24 protein-coding genes are annotated in these 19,740 nt (G+C 60.2%); 12 read left to right on the forward strand and 12 right to left on the reverse strand.

Annotation, left to right across the window (positions count from 1 at the left end; all coding sequences use genetic code 11):
• Positions 1-47: 47 nt before the first annotated feature.
• Together UF78_RS08430 and UF78_RS08435 are read right to left on the reverse strand one after the other, a co-directional pair.
• Positions 48-1,313, reverse strand: a complete 1,266-nt coding sequence (locus UF78_RS08430) for a Y-family DNA polymerase (RefSeq protein ID WP_045161667.1) — start codon at positions 1,311-1,313, stop codon at positions 48-50.
• The gene (locus UF78_RS08435) at positions 1,313-1,750 is read right to left on the reverse strand and encodes a LexA family protein (protein ID WP_045161668.1); all 438 of its coding nucleotides are present in this window, start codon (positions 1,748-1,750) and stop codon (positions 1,313-1,315) included. Before UF78_RS08435 ends, UF78_RS08430 begins: the two co-directional genes overlap by 1 nt.
• 97 nt (positions 1,751-1,847) lie before the next feature.
• Between UF78_RS08435 and UF78_RS08440 the strand changes: the two genes are divergently transcribed.
• Positions 1,848-2,276 carry a hypothetical protein gene (locus tag UF78_RS08440; RefSeq protein ID WP_045161670.1) on the forward strand — a complete coding sequence of 143 codons (429 nt, stop codon included), beginning with the start codon at positions 1,848-1,850 and terminating at the stop codon, positions 2,274-2,276.
• A gap of 84 nt (positions 2,277-2,360) precedes the next feature.
• On the opposite strand, the gene UF78_RS08445 is transcribed toward UF78_RS08440, so the two are convergent.
• From UF78_RS08445 to UF78_RS08460, 4 genes are read right to left on the reverse strand one after another with little or no spacing between them, the layout of a single operon-like run.
• Positions 2,361-3,779 carry a KAP family P-loop NTPase fold protein gene (locus tag UF78_RS08445; protein ID WP_052679285.1) on the reverse strand — a complete coding sequence of 473 codons (1,419 nt, stop codon included), beginning with the start codon at positions 3,777-3,779 and terminating at the stop codon, positions 2,361-2,363.
• Positions 3,780-3,836: 57 nt separating this feature from the next.
• Positions 3,837-4,160: a DUF2511 domain-containing protein gene (locus tag UF78_RS08450; protein ID WP_052679286.1), complete on the reverse strand. Its 324-nt coding sequence runs from the start codon at positions 4,158-4,160 to the stop codon at positions 3,837-3,839.
• A gap of 29 nt (positions 4,161-4,189) precedes the next feature.
• Positions 4,190-4,432 carry a helix-turn-helix domain-containing protein gene (locus tag UF78_RS08455; RefSeq protein ID WP_045161671.1) on the reverse strand — a complete coding sequence of 81 codons (243 nt, stop codon included), beginning with the start codon at positions 4,430-4,432 and terminating at the stop codon, positions 4,190-4,192.
• Between the two features lie 38 nt (positions 4,433-4,470).
• Positions 4,471-4,818, reverse strand: a complete 348-nt coding sequence (locus UF78_RS08460) for a helix-turn-helix domain-containing protein (RefSeq protein ID WP_045161756.1) — start codon at positions 4,816-4,818, stop codon at positions 4,471-4,473.
• 86 nt (positions 4,819-4,904) lie between these two features.
• On the opposite strand from UF78_RS08460, the gene UF78_RS08465 reads away from it, so the two are divergent.
• The 11 genes from UF78_RS08465 (at position 4,905) to UF78_RS08510 (ending at position 12,843) form a co-directional block, all read left to right on the forward strand.
• Positions 4,905-5,171: a DNA-binding protein gene (locus UF78_RS08465; RefSeq protein ID WP_045161672.1), complete on the forward strand. Its 267-nt coding sequence runs from the start codon at positions 4,905-4,907 to the stop codon at positions 5,169-5,171.
• A gap of 29 nt (positions 5,172-5,200) precedes the next feature.
• Positions 5,201-5,680 carry a YmfL family putative regulatory protein gene (locus UF78_RS08470; protein ID WP_196298645.1) on the forward strand — a complete coding sequence of 160 codons (480 nt, stop codon included), beginning with the start codon at positions 5,201-5,203 and terminating at the stop codon, positions 5,678-5,680.
• 74 nt (positions 5,681-5,754) lie between these two features.
• Positions 5,755-6,072, forward strand: coding sequence for an ogr/Delta-like zinc finger family protein (locus tag UF78_RS08475; protein WP_045161673.1), 318 nt, complete (start codon positions 5,755-5,757; stop codon positions 6,070-6,072).
• Positions 6,069-6,449: a hypothetical protein gene (locus UF78_RS08480; RefSeq protein WP_045161674.1), complete on the forward strand. Its 381-nt coding sequence runs from the start codon at positions 6,069-6,071 to the stop codon at positions 6,447-6,449. The genes UF78_RS08475 and UF78_RS08480 overlap by 4 nt, the downstream gene beginning before the upstream one ends.
• Positions 6,450-6,526: 77 nt before the next feature.
• Complete coding sequence (locus UF78_RS08485; RefSeq protein ID WP_045161675.1) at positions 6,527-6,766, forward strand: hypothetical protein; 240 nt, start codon at positions 6,527-6,529, stop codon at positions 6,764-6,766.
• Positions 6,763-6,996, forward strand: a complete 234-nt coding sequence (locus UF78_RS08490) for a hypothetical protein (RefSeq protein ID WP_155397610.1) — start codon at positions 6,763-6,765, stop codon at positions 6,994-6,996. Before UF78_RS08485 ends, UF78_RS08490 begins: the two co-directional genes overlap by 4 nt.
• On the forward strand, positions 6,993-9,743 hold the full coding sequence (locus UF78_RS08495; RefSeq protein ID WP_045161677.1) for a toprim domain-containing protein: 2,751 nt from the start codon (positions 6,993-6,995) through the stop codon (positions 9,741-9,743). The genes UF78_RS08490 and UF78_RS08495 overlap by 4 nt, the downstream gene beginning before the upstream one ends.
• Positions 9,744-9,777: 34 nt before the next feature.
• Positions 9,778-10,575, forward strand: a complete 798-nt coding sequence (locus UF78_RS08500; RefSeq protein WP_045161679.1) for a hypothetical protein — start codon at positions 9,778-9,780, stop codon at positions 10,573-10,575.
• Between the two features lie 11 nt (positions 10,576-10,586).
• Positions 10,587-10,727, forward strand: a complete 141-nt coding sequence (locus UF78_RS22850) for a hypothetical protein (protein ID WP_155397611.1) — start codon at positions 10,587-10,589, stop codon at positions 10,725-10,727.
• Between the two features lie 151 nt (positions 10,728-10,878).
• Positions 10,879-12,048, forward strand: coding sequence for a tyrosine-type recombinase/integrase (locus UF78_RS08505; RefSeq protein ID WP_045161681.1), 1,170 nt, complete (start codon positions 10,879-10,881; stop codon positions 12,046-12,048).
• 522 nt (positions 12,049-12,570) lie between these two features.
• Positions 12,571-12,843 (forward strand): DUF1652 domain-containing protein, encoded by a 273-nt coding sequence (locus tag UF78_RS08510; RefSeq protein ID WP_045161684.1) that lies wholly within the window; start codon positions 12,571-12,573, stop codon positions 12,841-12,843.
• A gap of 143 nt (positions 12,844-12,986) precedes the next feature.
• Here UF78_RS08510 and UF78_RS08515 read toward each other — a convergent pair whose 3' ends face one another.
• The 6 genes from UF78_RS08515 to UF78_RS08540 all read right to left on the reverse strand — a co-directional run bounded on the left by UF78_RS08515 (position 12,987) and on the right by UF78_RS08540 (position 19,590).
• The gene (locus UF78_RS08515; RefSeq protein WP_045161685.1) at positions 12,987-13,994 is read right to left on the reverse strand and encodes a peptide ABC transporter ATP-binding protein; all 1,008 of its coding nucleotides are present in this window, start codon (positions 13,992-13,994) and stop codon (positions 12,987-12,989) included.
• Positions 13,987-15,012, reverse strand: coding sequence for an ABC transporter ATP-binding protein (locus tag UF78_RS08520; RefSeq protein ID WP_045161686.1), 1,026 nt, complete (start codon positions 15,010-15,012; stop codon positions 13,987-13,989). Before UF78_RS08520 ends, UF78_RS08515 begins: the two co-directional genes overlap by 8 nt.
• Before the next feature lie 52 nt (positions 15,013-15,064).
• The gene (locus UF78_RS08525) at positions 15,065-15,976 is read right to left on the reverse strand and encodes an ABC transporter permease subunit (protein WP_045161687.1); all 912 of its coding nucleotides are present in this window, start codon (positions 15,974-15,976) and stop codon (positions 15,065-15,067) included.
• Positions 15,977-15,987: 11 nt separating this feature from the next.
• Entirely contained in the window at positions 15,988-16,998 is a 1,011-nt protein-coding gene (locus UF78_RS08530) for an ABC transporter permease subunit (RefSeq protein ID WP_045161688.1), read from the reverse strand.
• A gap of 176 nt (positions 16,999-17,174) precedes the next feature.
• Positions 17,175-18,776 (reverse strand): ABC transporter substrate-binding protein, encoded by a 1,602-nt coding sequence (locus UF78_RS08535; protein ID WP_045161689.1) that lies wholly within the window; start codon positions 18,774-18,776, stop codon positions 17,175-17,177.
• 250 nt (positions 18,777-19,026) lie between these two features.
• Complete coding sequence (locus tag UF78_RS08540) at positions 19,027-19,590, reverse strand: cupin domain-containing protein (protein WP_045161690.1); 564 nt, start codon at positions 19,588-19,590, stop codon at positions 19,027-19,029.
• Between the last annotated feature and the right edge of the window lie 150 nt (positions 19,591-19,740).

A 19,740-nucleotide genomic window follows, 5' to 3' on the forward strand; every position in this document is an offset into this window, starting at 1 on the left:
CCAATTCTCAGCACATCCGCGCGTGCCACCACCCGCTGTGATCAAAATCACGCTCCAACGGTGATGAGCTCGTTCCAGTTGGTGGTGTAGCAGTGGCTTTTCATGTCGCGGCGCATGCCCCATTCCGGTTCGGCAGGTACCCGGCCCAGGCGCACCGTGCCGCGACCCTCGCGCTTGTTGATCTGATCTACGATGCTCATCAAGCGTTCCGCTCCGCGCCGCGGTGCCGGGGCGAACAGGTCCGGCGTCACCTCGCCGCGCTGGCTCAAGTCGATCAGCAGCACCGCGCATTTCGAGTAAGCGTAGCCGGGCCGGTAGATATGTCGCAGGCCGCGCAGGGCGACGGCTAGTAGGTCGCGCGTGTCGTCCGTGGGTGTGGCGAGCGGGCAGGTGATGCCGTTGGCGTACCGGGGCAGCTCTGGGTTGTGATACTGCGTCTGCAGGCTCACCTGCAGCGCTCCACAGAGCGATTGCTGCTGGCGGAGCTTCTCGGCGGCGCGAGTGACGTAGGTGGCCATCGCTTCCTGGATGGGGTCCAGGTCTCGCAGCTTTTTGCCAAACATCTTGCTCGAGCAGATCGCCTGCTTGGGTGGAGGGCCTTCGTTCATTCCGATGCAGCTGATGCCGCGCAGTTCGCGCGCGGTTCGCTCCAGGGTGACGCCGAAGGTCTTGCGCAGGGTGCCGATGTCGTATTGGGCGAGATCCCATGCCGTATCGATACCCAACGGTCGCAACCGCGCAGCCAGGCGCCGCCCAACGCCCCAGACTTCACTCACCGCCGCGATGCGCAGTAGCCGCTCCTGCCGGGCCGGATCGGTTAGGTCCACCACGCCGCCAGTGGCCGGCCACTTCTTCGCGGCCCAGTTGGCTAACTTGGCGAGCGTCTTCGTCGTGCTGATGCCAACGCCTACCGGCATGCCCACCCACTGCAGCAGCCGCGCGCGGATCCGCTTGCCGTACTGGGTCAGATCCTCCTGCACGCCGCTCATGTCGCCCCAAGCCTCATCGATCGAATACACCTCGATCGCCGGCAGCATGCTGGCCAGCACCGTCATCACCCGGTTACTGATATCGGCATACAGCGTGTAGTTGCTCGAGCGCACCACCACCCCGGCGGCGGCGAGCTGGTCACGCACTTGGAAGAAGGGCGCGCCCATGGGGATGCCGAGCTGCTTTACCTCGCTGGTCCGCGCGATCACGCAGCCGTCGTTGTTCGAGAGCACCACCACCGGTTTGCGCTTGAGCTCCGGCTGGCAAATCCGCTCGCAGCTGCAGTAGAACGCGTTGCAGTCGATCAGGGCGAAGATCGGCATTACCGCCCCACGTAGCTGATGACCCAGCGCACCATGCCGAAAATCTCGACCAGCTCCTCGAGCTCCAAGTTGAGCGGCTGGGCGAAGCGGTGGGCGGCTTTCAGTACCAGGCGCCCCTCGGCATCCTCGGTCAGCAGCCGCACCCGGTATTGGCTTTCTCCATCCATCCCGACCACCACGTAACAGTCCGGCGCGCAGCGGGCCGAGCGGTCCACCACCAGGCGATCGCCCGGGTACATGCCAAAGCCCAGCAGGCTGTCATCATCGACCCTCACTACCCAGATTTGCGGCGCCCCGAGGCCCACCAGGCTGTCCAGCGAGAGGCAACCTTCCTTCTCGTCCTCGGCGGGCGACTGAAAGCCCGTAATGCGCAGGTCCGCGGCTTCCGGCAGCAGGTGCCGCAGCCGATCCTCGCGACCCAGAATAGTGAGCGTCATAGAGCAACTTCCGTAAAATACTGTATGTGTATACAGTAAAACGAAAGAGACCCCTCGCGGTCAATTGGAAACAGCAGCCCGATGACCGGAGGCAACCATGTGCGGTGGCGTAGAAGCGCGAGACGCCGAGAAGGCCTACAAGGTCTATTTCCCCAGCCCTAAAGCGGCCTTCCCGGTGATGCTCGAGGGCGGCGAGGCGCTGGGCTGGGTCAGGTGGGGCCGACGCCGCGAAGAGCCCGGCCAAGGCCCGCAAGGCGGCTGGGCACGGCTGGAGACGGTAGAGCGGGGCGGCTGGGAGAAGTACCAGCCCCTACGCGCGTTCGGCCTGGTGCAACGCTACATGGAGAAGGACGCCGATCGGACGTCCCACTGGTTCGACATGCAGGAAGGCTTCGCGCTGGACTGCCTGGTACTGGGGGCGGGTGATCAGCGGCGCGTGTATGTGGTCACCAGCACGCCGCCGGAGGAGTATTCCTGGATACATGATCGGTGGCCGATAGTCGCGAGAATCTTAGGCGCAACATAACGGCTATGGACTTCGATCTTAACAGCGCGCGTTTGTCTGTGGCTCTCGCCCCTCGTACTTCCGCAAAGCTCCTGAAAGCGGGAACTACTCTATTCCGGCCGCTAACGATACTAACTCGTAATAGCCCTTAAGCGGTTCTTTGTGGTTGGCCTTTTCTAACACCATATTTGCAATGTACGATATTTGACTAATAGAGTTAGAGTGAAATAGATTTCGGGCTTCCGCTTGCGGCATTCGCCAAACCTTGAGCAGTTTGTTAGCTAAAGCATGTACTTCGAGGATTTCAGTTCCAAAATAGAGTGAGCCTGGACTCGGATATTTTTGGTTGAAGTGCGCCTGTAGCTTGTCCAAGTCTTCGCTTACTAACTTCGAAAAAATTTCTTCCTCATGGTGCATGATGAATGTTAGGTAGGCGGCAAAGAAAAAATGGTAAGGTTTCCCTTCCATCTGTTTGCTGGTGCCTGACAGCGCTTGTAAAACTCTCAGTAGCTGCCTTAAGTCAGTTCCGAAAGTTTCTGCAAGAAGCTTTACTGTTAACTGGGGCTCAGTTAGTTGTGAGTCGAAAATACAATCTGGACCTGGGGATATGTGTGAAGCAAAAGAATACCCGCGATTGGACGGGCTTTGCGAAAGATAACCTAAGCTGCAGATATTAATGTATTCATCATCTTTTACGTGGGCTTTAATCCAGCCATCTAGGCCTTGTTTCGGGAACGTGTAAGTAAGTTCAAAAAATCTTTTCAAGTATAAAGAGGACGAAAACCCCATCCCGTATACGGCGTTCACTGAGTGGGCAAGTTGGGATGTGTCTGTTGCAATAATAAATTTGCAGTTAGGTATGTCAAAGAAATGCTTCACCCTCTCTAACAGCTCGATAGAATAGGTAGGTCTACATCTGTCTAGCTCGTCGATAAAGATATATACAGGTTTGTCAGCGTTATGTTTTTTCGCTTCATGAACCAGTGCCGAGAGCTTCTTTTTAAAATCCGCTACAGCTTCATTGCTTTTTTTGTTGTTCTTAATTAGCTCTTCAGCAAACTTAGAAAGGCTCTCAGTGGTAAAGCCATCAGCGGACGTGGCATTTGCACCTGCTTCAGCTATTTCGTCGGCGTCAAGGCCGGTGAATTTTTTCGTAATGTGTTTGATTGCGATTGGTGCGGTCGCGGCTATTGCGGCGCCTGCAGATGACGCTAGCTCTGATAACTTTCGTTTATTTGGAACCGAACTAGGAAGGCATTTTTCTAACTGATCTCTTATGTTCGCAACTAGCGAAATCAGTGGATCACCGGTGTAATCATTCTCCCATGCGTTGAAATAGACCGTCGCGCGGGATGGCATAAGATCGAGACGCCAATTTGTAATGAAAAAGGTTTTACCGGTGCCCCAAGGCGAATTGATATTAACGACGCTGATGTGCTCGGACTCGTCAATGTATGAGGTAAGGAACTGGGCATTCTTTTCGCGAGACATTAAGTCGTCCCGCCAAGCAATTTTGTTTGTCATTTCTATCTCGCGAAAAGGTTAGTGGGCGACTGCCCCGGCTAAAAACAATGAACAAACTCAACCGCAAAGCTTGATTCCTGCTTCGATCACGGTTTCAACACTAACTCTTGCACTAGGATTGCTCTCGTTAGCAGCCCACACCTGCTCCAACGGATCCAGCCCAAGCTGGCGAGCCTTCCCGCTGGCAGCACCGTTCACGCCATACATCCGCCCGGTTTCCGGATCGGTGACGACCACGGCGTTGCCGGGCAGGCACTGCAGGTGCATCTCTTCGGGGATGAAGGGCCAGGCATCGCCGAAGTCTTCGGCGCTGATCAGCTTGGGCGGGGCGGCGAGGGCGAGGGGGCTGGCCAGCAGCAGGCCGAGTAGGACTTTGCGCATAGAAACGTTCCTTGTTTGATGAGGGCAGGTCAGCGGCTACGGGCGCCGGTGATGATGTACAGCACATCCGCATCAGTGCGGGCGGCCAACGCCTGCAGGTAGTCGATGGGGATGATTGAAGTACCGTTCTCGAAGCGCTTCTGCATGTAGTCGGTCATGCCGGCCAGGTGGGCCAGCTCGTGCACCTGCAGATTGAGGCGCTTGCGCTCTTCGAGCAGGCGGTCACCGAAGTGGCGGGGCTGGTCGTCTAGGTCGATGGCTGCTGCGGTCATGGGCGTCTCCTTGCCTGTTCACTCAGCGTTGAGTGAGTTCATTGGTCTGAATCGATTACGTACCGTCCGGTCGACTCGGCCAGCGCGGCAGTCATGCGCCGCACGGCGGCGCGATCGCTCTCTGGCATCGCGCGGTAATGGTTGAGTAGTGCGGATTCGTCTTCGGCAAGCGCGGTTTCGCTGAGCGCTCCCCGCCGCCCTGTAAGGACGTAGAGCACGTCCACACCGGCGGCGGCTACGGCCTCCAGGTAGGCGGCGTCAGGGCTACGCTCGCCCTTCTCATAGTTGAACTGGGTTGTCTTGGACACCTTCGCTACAGCAGCGAAATCGCCTTGATTGAGGCCCAGCCGCGCACGCTCTTCCTTCAGCCTTTCGCCGATTTTCAACAAAACGACTCCAATAGGCGTTGACAGTTCAACGCACGTTGAATAATCTGCACTCGTCATCACACGAAACCACACGAAGTTGAACTATGCCGAACGGATACCCAAGCGAGCAAGCGTGCACCGACGCGCGCAACCGCCTCAGCCAACTCGGCCTGTCCGCGAAGGAATGGGCCGAGCAGAACGATCTGACTCCCTCGACCGTTTACGCCGTACTCAACGGGCAGAAGAAGTGTTTGCGCGGCGAAGCTCACCGCGCCGCTGTGTTGCTTGGCATGAAGGAAGGTGTGGTCGCCGGTGTATCTGAAGAATACGGCCGCCGCGCGACCGACATCGGCGCCGTGATTCCAAAGTAATGGCATTGGCCCCAGCGAGAAACCAGAAGATGAAGCGCACCGTTCTAGAGAGCCGCCGGCAAGTGATGAGCGCAGTGGTCTGCGACTACCCAGGCGGGCGCGAGTGCGCTGCGGCACGGCTGGGCCTGCCGATCAAGAAGCTGGACAACCACGTCTATGAAAACGCCGGTAGCCGCCCATTGAGCGATGATCAAATTCATCAGCTCGAGCAAGAGACCGGCACCACGCATTTTCCTGACTACGTCGCTGCGCTGTATGGCGGCATGTTCGTACCGGTCGCCAACCCGGACGAGCTGGACAACATCGAGCTGTATGAACGCTGCATGAAAACTGCCGTAAAGCGCGGTGCAGTGGACAAGATCATTTCCCAAGCGCTGAGCAACGGGGAGATCGACGAAGGGGAGGCCAAGGCCATCCTCGAGGCCCACCGCCAGCACATGGCAGCACGGCATTCAGAGGTACACGCAGTGATTCTTCTGCACCGGTCGCGGTTGCCGGGGCAGAACTAAGGAAAGCAGTCGGCGCGAGAGCGTCAGAGATTACCGGCCCAGGCCGGAGCCGCGATTGGCGGTGGGGAGGATGAGTGAGCGTTGCCCATAACGGTGGTTATAAGTGCCTGTGCCCAGCCTGCGGGAGCCGCATGCGGATCCGCAACAGCGAGGCGCAGACGCCAACATTCAAGACGATGTACGCGCAGTGCACCTCGATAGCGTGCAGCGCTACCTACAGCGGCTCGTTGACATGGGATCACGAACTGAGCCCGTCCGGTCTGGACGCCCCTAGGGTGCGGCTGCCGGTTGCGCCCTCGGTGCAACGCATGCAGGCGCTGCGCGACAGCCGCGAGAAAACCGATCAACTCGACATGCTGGATCACATGGAACCGGAGGCCGTAAACGCATGAATACCCTCACCACCACCGCAGGCAACGCCCAGGAATACCGCACCACCATGCAGGAGGCCGCGCTGCACTTCCTGCAACGCCACCAGGGCGAGCACCTGGCTGACGATGGCCATCTGTTTGACCGCGCAGTGAGCTACCTGGTTAACGCTCTGGACGTGCCCACGTTCATGGCTGATCGGCTGGTGTATCTGGCGATGAGCGACCTGTACGGCAAGCATAAGCCAGCGCCGATCGGCATTGATTACGGCACGGGCGATTCAGCTACGGTCGCCCTGCTGCGTTTCTCCACCGGCGAGAAGGTATTAATCCCTTGCCGCCACTTGCCGTTGCGCCTCCAGCCGCCGACGGCTCAGCCGGCTGCAGCAGCCGCTAACTGATCACCCCCTGAATTGAATCCCGTCTCCATGCCCGCCGTTGCGCGGGTAGGGGAAAGTTGCGCCCGAATGGTGGCTTTATGTGTGACATCACTCTGCAAATCAGGCTCAAGCCCGGCCAGGCCGAGGCCTACCTGCGCTGGATTACTTGCCAGTACGAACAACTCATGTCGGCGTGCTGGTACGACGACAAATACCGCTACACGCCCCAGGGTTTGCGTGGTCCGAAAATTCTCCAGGACCACCCACACATCGCCGGACTGAACCGCACGGCGCGCGAGCTGGTGAAGCAATTGAAAGCTGCTGAGGTGCCGGCATGAGCAAGCCGATGCCCATCTGCGACGCTATCGCAGCAGACCCCATCCACTTCCTGTTCAAAGCGAAAGTGGAGCAGCTCACGCGCGCGTCCACCTACCAGGACCAGCATCTCGCGCTGTACGGCTTGCAGGGCCACCTGGACGGTTTAGCCGAAGCGAAAGTGATCACCTGGGAACAGTGGCGTGACGCGCAGGAAGAGTCGCGCACGATTCTCTGGGGAGCAGATGCATGAAGGCCATGGACCACGCCATCCGCACCGAAGTGATCGCCCGCCTCGAGCAGCAGTTCGGCCTCAAGCGCATTGCCGGCACCAACTACATGCGCAAGGGCGAGTGCCCCAGCTGCAACAAGAAAGAGCTGTTCAGCCGCTATGACGAGCCCTGGTTCATCAAGTGCGGCCGCGAGAGCAAATGCGGCCAGCAGTGGCACGTGAAGGAGCTGTTCGACGACCTGTTCGATGACTGGAGCAAGCGCGCGCCGGCCACCGAGCAGGATCCGACCGCAACGGCCGACAGCTACCTGCAGGGCGCACGCGGCTTTCACCTGGAGCTGATCACAGGCTGGTACACCCAAGAGCATTACTTTGATCGCCACCAGACCATCGGCTCGGCCACGGTGCGCTTCCCGCTGGAGAAGGGCGGCTATTGGGAACGGCTGATTGACCGGCCGCACCGCTTCGGCAAGCAGAAAGCGCGCTTCGCCCCGGGCCAATCCGTGAAGGGCTACTGGTGGTGCCCGCCGAGCCTTGATCTGCTCCAGGTGCGCGAGCTGTGGATCGTCGAAGGCATCTTCGACGCCATTGCCCTGCTGCACCACGGCATCGATGCCGTCTCGGCCATGAGCAGCAACGCCTTTCCGGCCGAGTCGCTAAAGGCGTTGGCGAAGGCCTGTGCGGACGCGGGGCAGAAGCTGCCGAAGCTGGTCTGGGCGCTGGACAACGAGCCGGGCGCGCATCGCTACACCCGCCGCTGGGTAAAGATGGCCCGCGAGCTGGGCTTCACTTGCGAGGCCGCGCAGATCCCGCAGGGCGATCGCAAGGTGGATTGGAACGATCTGCATCAGCGCTGGATGTTCCTGGACGAGGACAAGCGCGTCGATCAGATCGAACGGGACCTCAAAGCAGCCCGTCACCAGGGCGCGCTACTGATCGCTGATAACGCCTCCGAAAAGGCGATGCTGATCTACGAGTGGGACGAAAGCAGCGAATTCCATTTCGGGTTCGGCAACCGGATGTACTGGTTCAAGCTCGATCTGGAGAAATTCAACAAGGCGGTGCAAGGCCTAGAGGACGGTGACTCGCAAGGTGAGCAGCTGCTCACCCGCCAGCAGATCCGCGACAAAGCGCTGCGCATGGCCGGCTGCGTCGTCGAGATCGCCAACTGCTACCCCAAGGCGCTGTACTTCCAGCGCAACGAGGTGACGGACGAGGCCTGGTACTACTTCCGCGTCGATTTCCCGCATGACGAGCCCACGGTGCGCAACACCTTCACCGGTGGCCAGGTGGCGGCCGCGGCCGAGTTCAAGAAGCGCTTGCTCGGTATGGCCGCGGGCGCGGTGTTCACCGGCAGCGGCAGCCAGCTCGATAAGATCATGAAGGCTCAGCTCTACGGGCTCAAAACCGTCAAGACGATCGATTACATCGGCTACAGCAAGGAGCACGGCTGCTACGTGTTCGGCGACCTGGCCGTGCGTGGCGGCGTGGTGGAGAGGGCGAACAGCGAGGACTATTTCGAGTTCAAGCAGCTGCGCCTGAAGACGCTGCAGAAGTCGATCCGCCTGGAAATCGCCCGTACCGATGAGGGTTATCGCACCGAGTGGCTCGACTGGCTGTGGACCTGCTTCGGGGCCCAGGGCATCGTCGCGCTGGCCTATTGGTTCGGCTCGCTGTTCGCAGAGCAGATCCGCGCGGAGTACCAGTCGTTTCCGTTCCTGGAAGTAACCGGCGAGGCCGGCGCCGGTAAGTCGACCTTGCTGATGTTCCTCTGGAAGCTGCTGGGCCGGCCAGACGAGGAGGGGAAAGACCCCTCGAAAATGTCCAAGGCAGGCTTGCGCCGCTGGATGGGGCAGGTATCCGGCATGCCGCTGGTTCTGCTCGAGGCCGACCGCAGCGACACCGACCGCACCGCCGCGAAAGCCTACGACTGGGACGAGCTCAAGCCCCTGTTCAACGGCGGCACCTTGGGCGTAACCGGCGTGAAGACAGCCGGCAACGAGACCTATGAGCCCCCGTTCCGCGGCGCGATCGTCATCAGCCAGAACGCCACCGTGGCGGCCAGCGAGGCGATCCTGACCCGTATCGTCAAGCTGCACTTCGTGCGGCCGGACGTCACCAGTGCCAGCCGCGCCGCGGCGGACAACCTCAACCACCTGAGCGCGATGGATGTGAGCCACTTCCTGCTGATGGCGGCGAAGGGCGAGCAGAAGGTGATGGAGTCCTTCCGCGAGCAGGTAAAGGTGCATGAGCAGGCGCTGCGCGAGCTGAAAGAGATCCGCATCGAGCGAATCATCAAGAACCACGCCCAGTTGCTGGCCCTGGTCGACGCGCTGCGCCTGGTGGTCAACCTCACCGATCGCCAGCACGCCGCCGCCCAGCGCGAGCTGACTGCTATGGCCGTGGCCAGGCAGAACGCCGTCAACTCCGATCCGACCGAAGTGGCCGAGTTCTGGGAGGTGTTCGATTATCTGCAGGGCCTCAATGACGATCCGGTGGTTGACCACAGCAAGAAGCCCGACCAGATCGCCATCAACCTCAACGAATTCTGCGAGCGCGCCGCCGAGCACAAACAGAAGCTCGCCGACATCGGCACGCTGCGCAACCTCCTGCCCAACAGCCGCAGCCGCAAATTCATTGAGAAGAACCGCGCCGTGGACAGCGCCGTCCGGGCGGCATTCAACGCCCGCAACCCCATGTCCGGCCGCTGCCCCACGGTGAAGTGCTGGATGTTCCAAAACCCCGACGCCAAGCGCGGCAACGCTTGATCGTCAGCAACACCCAAACCCAAGGAGAAGCACCATGCAAGTGAAACAGAACCAAACCCTTGAGCAGTTGCTCGCCGAGCGCGTCAGCGAATACGCCGCCTCCGATCGCCCGCGCGAGCTGATCGATGCTGGTATCGACAAGATGTTCAAGGATGTTATCGACGACGCGTTCCGCTCCTACGGCAACTTCGGCCAGGCCATCAAGGAAGCCGTGAAGGAGGCCCTGCCTGCGAACGTCTCCGATATGTTCGAGCTGACCCGCTACAACGCCCTGGTGGCCGAGGCGCTGCGCCAGCGTTGGGAGGCCGCTGCGGTGTCCGAGACGCTGATGACCAAGGCGACCGCGTCAATCGAGGAGGTTCTGAAAAATGACGCCGTGTCCGGAGAGGTTTCGCTGAGGGCCCTGCTCGAGGCGTTCATTGAAGCCCATAAGGAGGATGCCGCAGAAAATGGCTGGGAGGCTCCCGAGATCCGTTTCGAGGAAAAGGAAGCCTATGGCAGCACCACGCTGGCCATCTACTTCGACCCTCAGCCAGAGAGTGACTGGAAGTCGGACAACCCGTACTCAAGCCGCAGCAGCCGCAACGATTACTCGCTGAAGCATCGCCTGCATATCCGCATGTCCGGTGAGGTGCGCTCGGCCAAGGAACGGTGGGAGCGTGACGTCCAGGTTGGCGAGGTCTACCACGCACAGCTCGACGATAAGAAGGTCTCGCTGCATCTGAATATCCGCGAGAAATGGGAGCGCATGTTGGCCTCGCTCTACTTTGGCAACGCCAACGTGTTGGTCGATTGCGATGCGGACCAGTTCACCTACGGCATCTACGGCTGAGGGTGACGGCCATGAACCACTACGACGATGACGAACCCAGCCTCAGCCTCCGCGCCCGGCTGGCCATGAGCGGCTGGATCGGCGGCGGCCTGGCCGCGCTGCTGACCGCTGCGAACCACCTGCCGGACCTGTTCCTGCTGATCGCACGCTGAAAAAAAAAGGCCCCGGTGAGCGGCAACTCAACAGGGCCTGGCTCACCTAGAAATCAGCCCAACCAATTCGAGGACCCGCAGCGGGCCTTTTTCTATTGCAGGCAGCGGGGCGCTCGTACAGTGCCCCTTCACCTATGGCGTGGGGACGCAGATGGCAAACGGAGTAGAGATTCGCGGTAAGGCGATTCGGGTTTATTTTCGATTCGAGGGCGACCTGTGCAAGGAACCCTTTCCGGGCGAGCCGACGCCGGGAAACCTCGAGAGGGCAGAGCGGCAGGCCGCCATCATCCGGCATGAGATCAAGGCCGGTACCTTCGTCTACGCGCGCTGGTTTCCAGAGTCGGTACGGGTAAAGTCCGGCACGTTTTCTCACTGGCTTGACCTGTTCCTGGATATCAAGCGTAACGAGCTCGCGCCGTCCGCGATTCGCAGCCATGAAAGCCGCATTAAAAACCATATCCGGCCGCAGTGGGGCGAGCGCCAGGCAGAGAGCATCGATTACCTAGAAATGCAGGCATGGGTGCAGAAGACGCTCATGCCCAAACTGCACAGCAAGACCGTCCGGGAAGTGGTCGCACTGACGCGGCAGGTATTTCAGCTGTATCGCACCAAGAACCAGGCGGCCTATGACCCAACCGAGGGCATTGTGATCCGCCAGCCTGATGCGGAGGACCCGGACCCGTTCACGCGCGAGGAGATTGACGCCATCCTGGCGGCCGAGTCGCCCGATCGGCAGCAGGAACTCAACCTAGTGAGGTTCATGATCTGGACCGGGCCGCGCGTTTCGGAAGCGATCGCGTTGGCCTGGGAGGATGTCGACCTGGAGACGGGCGATGTGACGTTCAAGCGGGCCCGGGTGCGCAGTGCCTACAAGGTGACCAAGACGCGCCGCTCGACTCGCAAACTGAAACTGCTGAAACCGGCGCTCGAGGCGCTGCGTGACCAGGAGAAGCGGACAAAGGATCTGCCGAAGGTTGAGATCGCGGTCACCGATCGGGACAACCGGACGATCCGTAAGCAGCAGTTGCGCTTCGTCTTCCACAACTCGCACACCAACGAGGCGTACTCGACCTCGGACAATCTGCGCAACGGCTGGTGGCTGCAGCACTTGAAGCGGGCAGGGGTACGGCACCGCGGCCCGAACCACTGCCGGCATACCTTCGCAAGCCAGATGCTGACCAGCTGCGCGGTACCGATCGATTGGATCGCGGCGCAGATGGGGCACACCTCGACGGCTATGATCCTCCGGCACTATGGCAACTGGATCAACCAGGACGCCACCGACATGACCGGCATCATCGAGCAGCGCCTCGGCTTGTAACGCTCCATTCCCCGCCAAAACACCCTACAGGCCGCGATTTCAGCGGCCCCAGCGCCCGCAATGTTCCCAAAGTGTTCCCAAAACGTTCCCAAATGGTCATCCGGCGCAGCTGAACGCCCGGTTTATGCGTCGTCCCGTGGGGTCGGCGACGAGTTCGAATCTCACCTCCTCCGCCATATCTCAAAACTGAAGGCCCCCTAATTCGGGGCCTTCAGCGTTTCTGCAGGGGCGAATGCGTACGTACGCGTTTCCCGTGTCCGTCTGAGAGAAGTAAAAAACGCCGCTGCCAGGGCTGCCGCGGTTTCGCCTGAATTCCGGATAATTCCACGGGCGTGGAGACAATGGTGCGCTGGATGCACCCCGCCGACGGCGTCGGCTGATCGGCGCGGGCTTGGTCTTGTCCCGTCTAAACAGAGCAAAAGATCTGACTCACCGCTGAAACGTGAAGCAGTTTGCGTTTCTTTGCTGAGTGGTTTGTGTGCTTGGCTATTAAACTCTCCGCTCAGACAAAGGAATTGTCAGATGATCCGGATTAGACAGCCCGAGGCTTTGGCGCTCGTGCGGGAACACTTCAGACCGTTGTTGTTCACCGCCACGATGGACTCACCTCAAACCATCCAGGCAATGTTGCTCGACGAGCTGACAGGGGAATCGCTGGTCTTGACCGGGCTCCCTTGTGGCGTATCGGTTACGCGAGCGCAGCTGGCGGGGTTGATCAGCTTGATAGAGCTCGACGTCGCCGCGCTAAGTCCTGCACTGCTCAAGCGCTCGAGAGAACGACAGATCGCGATTTAGCTGCGCGCCGGCTTAGCCTCATCCAGCGGAATTGATGACGAGTCGAATCTCAGCTGTTGCTCCATATTGCCGCCAAAAGGCCCCCGAAATCCGGGGCCTTTTTTGTTTGGGCATTCAAGACGCAACGAGCTGGGCTGGTCAGGCTAGCGAAGCGGTTGTGGGGACGAGCCAACCTCCTCGGCGTAGTGGCAGGCCACCAAGCGCTCATCCAATGGCCGGAACGCGGGGATTTCCGTGCTACACCGTTCAGTGGCATACGGACAGCGCGTGTGAAAGACACAACCGCTTGGTGGGTCGAGCGGGTTGGGCAGTTCACCACGGACGCGGATCTTCGTCCTCACCGCGTCGGGTCGGATACTGGGTGTCGCTGATAGCAGCACCTGCGTGTAGGGGTGCAGGGGACGCGTGTAGATCAGCTCGGCAGGGCCCATTTCCATCGGACTGCCGAAATACATCACCAGCACCTTGTCCGCCACGTGGCGGACCACGGCCAGGTCGTGCGAGATGAACACATAGCCAGCGTTGAACTGCTCCTGCAGATCCATGAACAGGTTAAGAACCTGCGCCTGAATCGACACGTCCAGAGCCGAGGTGGGTTCGTCGGCGATCAATACCTTGGGATTGAGCATCATCGCACGCGCCAAGGCGATACGTTGACGCTGACCGCCAGAGAACATATGCGGGTAGCGCTGGTAGTGTTCGGGCCGCAACCCCACCTGCTGCATCATCGCCTGCACCCGCTCACGGCGTTCGCTACGTGATAGCTGCGTGTTGATCACAAGCGGTTCGGCCAACTGATCACCGATTTTCTGCCTTGGGTTCAACGACGCGTAGGGATTCTGAAACACCATCTGCACATCTCGGCGAAGCTGCTTGCGCTGCGCCTTGTCGGCACCGGCCACTTCCTGACCGGCAATCTGCAGCGAACCGGAGGTTGGCTCCTCGATAAGGACCAGGGCGCGGGCAAGCGTGGATTTGCCGCAGCCGGATTCGCCCACAACGGCAAGCGTTTCGCCGGCCGCCAGTTCGAAAGACACGCCGTTCAGCGCACGTACGGTGGCGTGTGGTTTGAACAGCCCGCGAGAGATCTCGTAGTGGCGGGTCAGCTCACGTGCGGATAGCACGCTATCTGTCGACGTCTCATTAGACATGCTGATCTCCGGGAGGCTGGCTCGGACGTTGCGCCTCTGGTAGCACTTCGGGTGCTTCGCCTGGCGACATGTGGCGAGGGAAAAAGCAGCGCACTTCGCCGCGCTCATAAGGTTGCAGAGCGGGACGCTCCGAGCAGCGCGGCTGGGCATAGGGGCAGCGTGGCGAGAGCAGGCAACCGGCCGGGCGGTCGTAACGGCCCGGTACGATGCCCGGCAAGGTCGCCAGCCGCCGGCCATTAGAGTGCTCCGGGATGGAGGCCAGCAGCGCCTCGGTATAGGGATGAGCCGGGACGTCGAAGAGCTGCGGTACCCGGCCCGTCTCCACCGCTTGGCCGGCGTACATCACACATACGCGTTGAGCGGTTTCGGCGACCACCGCGAGGTCATGGGTGATCAGGATCAGTGCCATGTTCTGATCGCGCTGCAAGCTCAGCAGCAGTTCCATGATCTGTGCCTGGATGGTCACGTCGAGTGCGGTGGTGGGCTCGTCGGCTATCAGCAGCTGCGGTTCGCCGGCGATGGCCATGGCGATCGCCACGCGCTGGCTCATGCCGCCGGAGAGTTGGTGCGGGTAGGCATCGAGGCGATTGGCTGCGCCGGGAATCTCCACCCGCTCAAGCAGTTCGAGCGCACGCTGGCGGGCTGCCTTGCCCTTGAGGCCAAGGTGTTGGCGCAGAACTTCCTCGATCTGGAAGCCCACCGTGTAGCTGGGGTTGAGTGCAGTCATCGGATCCTGAAAGACCATCGCCAGGTCTTTGCCGATCAAGCGGCGGCGCTGGCGGCCTTTGAGGGTCGGCAGGTCCTGATCGGCAAATCGCAGGCGGTCGGCTGAGACCTTGCCCGGCGCATCGACCAGCCCCATCAACGCCATCATGGTGACCGATTTGCCGGAGCCGGATTCACCGACGATGGCCAGCACTTCGCCCCGGTCGACACGAAGGTCTAGCCCATCGACTACTGGCGGTGCGCCGTCATCACCAAAGCGAACCGATAGGTTTTGAATTTCGAGAAGGCTCATGGACGGACTTCTCCCGGTTGAGTGGGCATTGGATCAGACATCGATGAGTTCCTCATGCGGCGTTTTTCAGCTTCGGATCCAGCGCGTCGCGCAGGCCGTCACCGAGCAGATTGATCGCCAGCACGCTGAGCAGGATCGCCAGGCCGGGTAAGGAAACCACCCACCAGGCACGCTCGATGTAGTCGCGGGCCGAGGCCAGCATGGTGCCCCATTCGGGGGTCGGCGGCTGAACGCCAAGGCCTAGAAAACCCAGCGCCGCGGCGTCCAGAATCGCCGAGGAAAAGCTCAGCGTGGCCTGGACGATCAATGGCGCCATGCAATTGGGCAGCACGCTGATGAACATCAGTCGAAGGGTGCCGGCGCCGGCCAGCCGAGAAGCCGTGACGTAGTCGCGATTGAGTTCGGTCATCACCGCTGCGCGAGTTAGTCGCACGTAGGAGGGCAGCGACACGATGGCGATGGCGAAGATGGTGTTGATCAGGCCCGGGCCGAGAATCGCCACGATCGCCACCGCCAGAAGCAGGGAAGGCAGGGCCAGCATGATGTCCATCAGCCGCATGATGAACGGGCCCATTCCGGTAGGGGAAAAACCGGCCAATAGCCCCAGCAGGATGCCGGGGATCAGCGAGAAGATGACCGAGGCCAGGCCGATCAGCAATGACAGCCGCGCGCCATGGATCAGACGCGACAGCATGTCCCTCCCTAGTTCGTCGGTGCCTAGCAGGAACTGTGAGGTGCCGGCTTCTTGCCAGGCGGGAGGCGTGAGCAGGAAATCGCGGAACTGCTCGGCGGGGCTGTAGGGAGCCAACGCTGGTGCGAACAGGGCGCAAATCACCAGCAGTGACATGAACATCAATCCGCCCAACGCGCCCTTGTTACGACGAAAGGCGCTCCAGAACTCTCGCAGCGGAGAGGGGTAGTAGTCGGTTGGCTCGGCGGCCGGCAGGGTATCGAAGTTGTTCATCGTCCGGCCTCTTAACGCTGATGACGAATGCGGGGGTTGGCCAGACCGTAGAGGATGTCCACGATGAAATTGACCAGGATGACCAGACAGGCGACCAACAGAATGCCGTTCTGCACTACCGGGTAATCGCGGGCGCCGATGGATTCGATCAGCCATTTGCCGATACCCGGCCAGGAGAAGATGGTCTCGGTCAGTACGGCTCCCGCCAGCAACGTGCCGATCTGCAGGCCAAAGACGGTCAACACGGGAATCAGTGCGTTGCGCAATCCATGGATGAACACCACCCGGTTAGGCGACAGCCCTTTTGCCCGGGCGGTGCGTACATAGTCTTCGCGCAATACTTCGAGCATCGCCGAACGGGTCATACGAGCGATCACCGCCAATGGAATTGTCGCCAGCACGATGGACGGCAGGATCATATGGTGCAGGGCGTCCATGAAGGCGCCCTCCTCATCACTGAGCAGGGTATCGATGAGCATGAAACCGGTGATTGGCTGCACGTCATAGAGCAGATCGATGCGCCCCGACACAGGCGTCCAGCCAAGGCCCACGGAGAAGAACATGATCAGAATCAGCCCCCACCAGAAGATCGGCATCGAGTAACCCACCAGCGATACGCCCATCACCCCGTGGTCGAACAAGGAACCGCGTTTCAGGGCGGCTACCACGCCAGCCAACACACCGAGAGTGCCGGCAATGATCAGTGCGGCAAGTGCCAGCTCGAGTGTGGCGGGGAACAAGGTGGTGAATTCTTTCCAGACACTGGTGCGGGTGCGCAATGACTCGCCCAGGTTTCCCTCGGCCAGCTGGCCAATGTAGTCGGCATATTGGAGATACAGCGGTTTGTTCAGGCCGAGGCGCTCCATGGCCTGGGCGTGCATTTCCGGGTCGACCCGGCGCTCGCCCATCATTACTTCCACCGGGTCGCCGGGAATCATGCGAATCAGGGCGAAGGTGAGCAGTGTGATCCCGAAAAAGGTCGGGATCAGCAAAGCCACTCGGCGGGCTATGAAGCTGAACATCGTTGCAAAACTCCTGGTCGGGCCCCGCCGGCGGCGAGTGCGTTGGCGAGGCGATTCCGTAGTGGCTGATCAACCGCAACCGAAGCGGCTACCACCGAAACTCGGGTCGTGGTTGAAAAAACAATGGCGCGGACGCAACCGGACTAACCCCACAGGCTAGCCCGGTGTCGCCATCACTAGCGCTTGTTTTCCACGCCGTAAAAGGAGTTGAGTGAGAAGGGACTGATTTTGAAGCCTTCCACGCTGTTGCGCATCGGCTGGTAAACGGTGGAATGCGCGATCGGCGTGATCGGCACTTCTTGCTGGAGGATCTGCTGCGCCTGTTCATACAGTTTGGTGCGTTCAGCCTGATCCGTCATACGCTTGGCCTGCTTGACCACCTCGTCGTAGTTGGCATCGCACCAGCGCGACCAGTTGTTGCCGCCTATCGCATCACAGCCATAGAGGGTGTTGAGCCAGTTGTCCGGGTCGCCGTTGTCGCCAGTCCAGCCGATCAGCATGGCGTCGTGCTCGCCTGCATGGCCGCGCTTGATGTACTCGCCCCATTCGTAGCTGACGATGCGGGCCTTGATGCCGATTTTGGCCCAGTCGGACTGGATCATCTGAGCCATCAGTTTGGCGTTCGGGTTGTACGGCCGCTGGACTGGCATCGCCCAAAGAGTGATCTCGGTGCCTTCCTTCACGCCGGCCTGCTTGAGCAGCTCGCGTGCTTTGTCCGGGTTGTATTCGGTGCCCTTGATACTCTCATCGTAGGACCACTGCGTCGGCGGCATGCCGTTGACGGCCAGCTGGCCGGCCCCCTGGTAGACCGCTTCGATGATCGACTTCTTGTCCACCGCCATGTCCAGCGCTTTGCGTACCTCGAGCTTGCCGAGTGGCTCGTGCTCAACGTTGTAAGCGATGTAGCCCAGGTTGAACCCGGGTTGGTTGGGCACTTTCACGTTGGGGTCTTTCCGCAATGCCTCGAGGTCGGCAGGGCGCGGGTTGAGCGTGATCTGACATTCCCCGGCGCGAAGTTTCTGTGCGCGGACCGAGGCATCGGTGGTGATGGCAAAGATCAGGTTGTCGATCTTCACGTCCTCTGGGACCCAATAATCCTTGTTTCCTTTGAAACGGACCTGCGCATCTTTCTGATAGCGGCTGAATACGAACGGACCAGTGCCGATCGGCTTCTGGTTGATCTGCTCACCCTTGCCGGCCTTAAGCAGTTGATCGGCATATTCGGCTGAGTGGATCGAGGCGAAATGCATCGCCATATTCTGAATAAAGGCTGCATCCACTTTGTCGAGGGTGAAACGCACCGTCATGTCGTCGAGTTTTTCGACGTTGGTGATGTTCTTGTCCATGCCCATATCAGTGAAATACGGGAACTCGCTGGGGTACGCCTTTCGGAACGGATGGTCCTTGTCGAGCATGCGCTGGAAGGTGAAGACGACGTCGTCGGCGTTGAATTCGCGGCTTGGAGTGAAGTAATCAGTGGTATGGAACTTCACCCCCGGGCGCAGATGAAAGGTATAGGTGAGACCGTCATCGCTGACGTCCCACTTCGTTGCCAGGCCGGGCTGGGCGAGAGTGCCGCCTCGCTCGAACTGGGCCAGGCGATTGAAGACGGTTTCAGCCGAGGCATCGAAGTCGGTGCCGGTGGTGTACTGACCGGGATCGAAACCCGCGGGGCTGCCTTCGGAGCAAAACACCAGGTTGCTGGCGGCGAAGCTGAGCGGCGAGCCGAGGATCAGTCCTGCGGCGAGCAACGTGCGGATCGAGATAGTGTTTCGCATGCAAACCTCATTCTTTTTTATGTTCATCGAGGGTTGGTCTCGTGGACCGAACAGTGGCTCACTGCACGCCGGTGTCGCCGTTGGGGGTTGCCCGCTCGGCGCAGAACACTGTTGGTAGCTGAGTCCTGGAGACACAGCCTAGCCTGCCTCGAAATTAAGTCATGCTGAAAACAGGGTCAACCGAAATTAAGCACTGCTAAATTTCTTTGACCTGGCTTTCGGTTACGAGGCCTAGCAATAGCGATGCCAGTTAGCGGGTGGTCAGATCGTCAAACAAACCCATGGTCGTTACCGTCAGCACTTCGGCCGCCTGGTCGCCCACATTCGCCAGATGATGCGGCTTACCCGCGTCGAAGTGAATCGAGTCTCCGCTGCCCAGCGGATAGTCGCGACCGTCTACCGTGTAGACGATTCTTCCCGACAGGACATAGGCGAATTCAGCGCCCTCGTGGGCGATGAGTTCTGATTGATAGCCCACCGGCATGCTGACCTTGACGGCGTTCAGCAAATTACCGGGGAAATTCGTAGAGAGGCGTTCGTAGGCCAGCGGCTGCCCCTCGATGGTGTAGCGCACGCGCTCGCCCTGGTGCGAGTCGGGCTGCGCCTGGCTGGGTTGATCGAACAGTGAATTGAGCGGTACACCGAGCGATTTGGCGATGTTCGCCAGCGATGAAATCGAGATGCCCGTGAGGTTGCGCTCGGCTTGGGAAAGGAAGCTCGCCGTCAGGCCGGACTCCCTGGCTACCTGATTCAAGGTCTTGTTCGCGGCACGCCTGTGCCGGCGCAAACGCTCACCGATGCGATCGACTGTCATGGGGGTTCGCCTTGTCAAAGTGGCCAGTATACGGCCAGCCCAACGAGCGTGCGCCAGCCTTAGTTCTGGCTATTTCGCTGTTTGGTTGAAAAAAGCTTTGCTTGAAAATTTAAGCTGTACTTAAATTCGGCGAACTTTCTTGGGTTCGTT

It is taken from the genome of Stutzerimonas stutzeri (genome assembly GCF_000952685.1).
Classification (GTDB): domain Bacteria; phylum Pseudomonadota; class Gammaproteobacteria; order Pseudomonadales; family Pseudomonadaceae; genus Stutzerimonas; species Stutzerimonas stutzeri_E.